5 protein-coding genes are annotated in these 2772 nt (G+C 31.5%); 4 read left to right on the forward strand and 1 reads right to left on the reverse strand.

The features are described 5' to 3' along the window. From WCG23_13245 to WCG23_13260, 4 genes are all read left to right on the forward strand, one after another. Positions 1-426: site-specific integrase (locus tag WCG23_13245; GenBank protein MEI8390837.1), on the forward strand; the 426-nt coding region annotated here is incomplete at its 5' end. Between the two features lie 372 nt (positions 427-798). After that, entirely contained in the window at positions 799-1284 is a 486-nt protein-coding gene (locus WCG23_13250; GenBank protein ID MEI8390838.1) for a hypothetical protein, read from the forward strand. 11 nt (positions 1285-1295) lie between these two features. After that, positions 1296-1721: a helix-turn-helix transcriptional regulator gene (locus tag WCG23_13255; protein ID MEI8390839.1), complete on the forward strand. Its 426-nt coding sequence runs from the start codon at positions 1296-1298 to the stop codon at positions 1719-1721. Positions 1722-1800: 79 nt separating this feature from the next. Continuing rightward, the gene (locus WCG23_13260; protein ID MEI8390840.1) at positions 1801-2562 is read left to right on the forward strand and encodes a Fic family protein; all 762 of its coding nucleotides are present in this window, start codon (positions 1801-1803) and stop codon (positions 2560-2562) included. On the opposite strand, the gene WCG23_13265 is transcribed toward WCG23_13260, so the two are convergent. Continuing rightward, complete coding sequence (locus tag WCG23_13265; GenBank protein ID MEI8390841.1) at positions 2559-2732, reverse strand: hypothetical protein; 174 nt, start codon at positions 2730-2732, stop codon at positions 2559-2561. The two genes, WCG23_13260 and WCG23_13265, sit on opposite strands and share 4 nt — an antisense overlap. Between the last annotated feature and the right edge of the window lie 40 nt (positions 2733-2772).

Raw genomic sequence — 2772 nt, forward strand, 5'->3', positions numbered from 1 at the left:
GATGAAAGGATGATAACTTATATTTTTTTCTGTCCGATTTCTACGGCATATTATACTCTTACTGTGACAAAAAACGGTAAAATACGAAAAATACCAATTTCTAAAACGCTTAAAGAAGAACTCAAAAACTTCAATCGCTTCACAGAATATGTTTTTACTAATAAAGAGACAGAAAAGCCTTACTCTGATATTAAAAAAGGATATAAGAGTCTGTGTGAACTGGCAAGAATAAAAAATTTAAGATTTCATGACTTAAGGCATACTGCGGCAACCAGAATGGTTGCTTCGGGAATTGATTTAGTAATAGTTCAGGACATACTTGGACATGCTGATTTAAAAACCACTCAAAGATATGCTCATCCGGTTCCTGAAAGAAAACAAAAAGCCATTGAAGCTCTTGACCAATATTGTGTTAATTTTGCTTAACTTCGACGTAGTTATATCAAGCATGCAAAACAGGGAGGTCGGCAAAATAGCGTTAAAAAAAATTCCCCTCTCGGGGAAAGTGGTTGCGGGGGCTGGATTTGAACCAACGACCTTTGGGTTATGAGTCGAAATAAGCCTGTTTTCAGGCTTTTTGACTGTTTTGCATAAATTGTTTTTAATTCAGTCGTATCAAGACTTTAAAGCTAATTTTTTTGTTTCATATTTTGATGAATTTTTATGTGTTTTGAAATGAAAGTGAAACATTGATGAAACATTTTTTTGAAATAATGAATTAAGAATACTGTAATTAATTTATCATGCAACGTCAACAATTTTAATGACGTAATCAAAATGCTGTGTTATACTAACTTTATGAATAAACAAATATATGATTATCCAAAGTTTAACAGAAGAAATGAATACCTGCTATCAGGAATTCATTTAATTACTATTCCTGATTTATATAAGCATCCAATTCTAGCAGGAAGTGAAAAAAGATTAAAGCTTATTAATTCTTTAAAGGAAGCTTGCGAGTTTTATTGGAGCCACGGCATAGATGAGATATTTGTTGACGGTAGTTTTGCATCCATTAAGGAAGAACCAAGAGATATTGACGGATATATCTCCGTAGAAAGCGCAATAGACCCAAGATATCTAAAAATATTGAGTAGTGGGTCAATTTGGGGCGATTATAAAACGATAGATGCTGAAACAGGAAAGTTTTTAATGTGGTCTAAACATAGAATCGAATTTTATGTTCATCCTGTTCATATAGCATTTGGAATTATGTACTTTCCTGATTTTTTTACAAATCCTACAAAATATTTAGATAAAGGTATTTTAAAAATAATTAAATAATGGAGTATCCTATGTACCAGATAAAAAGCGAATCCGATAAAAAAAATACTCTCAAATGGTTAAGCAACTTTAATAAAGAACTGGAAGCGATTATGAAAGTTGATATTCCTGAGGAGGTCAAGCTTGCTCAAGCAAATAGCTTTAAAAGTTTAATATTTCAGTTAGAGCAACAACTTGAAGAATATGAAAACTTGAAAAAAGGTAATTTCAAGTTGCCTGATGAAGTTACTTTTTCCGATTTATTGGGGTATTTGATTAAAATTCGTATTTCTAAGGGAATTTCTCAATCTGAACTTGCAAGAAAATTAGGTGTATCAAAGCAACAAATCAGTAGATATGAAGAACATGAATATCAAGGTGCAAATATAGCTAGAATTCATAAGATTTTAGAAGTGCTTAATGTAAAAGTAAGCATTAAATTACAGAATGTAGCCTGACTTTTGCCAGAAAAGATAAATTTAAAAACTTTTACCCGTAATGTGTAAATGATATAATTATTCGACAAGGGGTAAAATTATGGAATATAAGAATAGAATTGCCGATATAGATAAAGCTAAAGAGACTATAGATAATTATAGACCGCTTTGTAAAGATGTTTTAGAACAACTAAAGCAGTATTACCGCATTTCTTCTACTTATACAAGTAATGCCCTTGAAGGGAATACCCTTACTGAAACTGAAACTAAGATAATTCTTGAAGACGGAATTACGATAGGTGGACATCCTGTAAGAGAAATACAGGAAGCTATCGGTCATAGTGAAGCATACGACTTGCTTTATAAACTTTCTTTTAATCCTGAAATTGAAGAAAAAGATATTCTTGAACTTCATAACTTCTTGTACAGACAGGTTAATCCTGATAATGCAGGCAAGTACAGAGATAAACAGGTAATTATTACAGGTACAGAGTTTATACCTGCATCTGCTAAAGAAGTCCCAGATTTAATGAAAAAATTTGTTGCTGATATTCCTGAAATGAAAGCTAACTGTCATCCTGTTGAGTTTTCGGCATTACTTCACTTAAATTTAGTTACAATCCACCCATTTAGTGATGGTAACGGAAGAACCGCAAGACTTTTAATGAACTTAGCCTTATTGCAAGCTGGTTATGTTGTAACTATTATTCCTCCTATTATGAGAAATGATTACATTTATGCACTTAAAAGAGCTCAAACAGAACCAAAAGACAGTCAAATCTTTATTAATTTCATATCAGAGTGCGTTTATGAAAGTACGAAAGATTACTTAAGAATACTTGAAAGATTAATCGATAATTAAAAACTTTCCTGCAAATCTTTTAAAATTGATTCTATGTCATTCAAAGCTTCATTTTTCTTTGCTTTAGCTCTAAGAAGCTTTAAAATTGACCTCTTAACAGGTGGAGAACTCAAAAACTCATCTTTAATGAGCTCAAGTTCAAAATCCGTAATATCATAAGACCAATGCACAAGCAGCTAATTTTTAAGAATTTGGAGTAATTTGCAATAA

Source organism: bacterium (assembly GCA_037147175.1).
In the GTDB taxonomy this organism is placed as follows: Bacteria; Cyanobacteriota; Vampirovibrionia; order Gastranaerophilales; family UBA9971; genus UBA9971.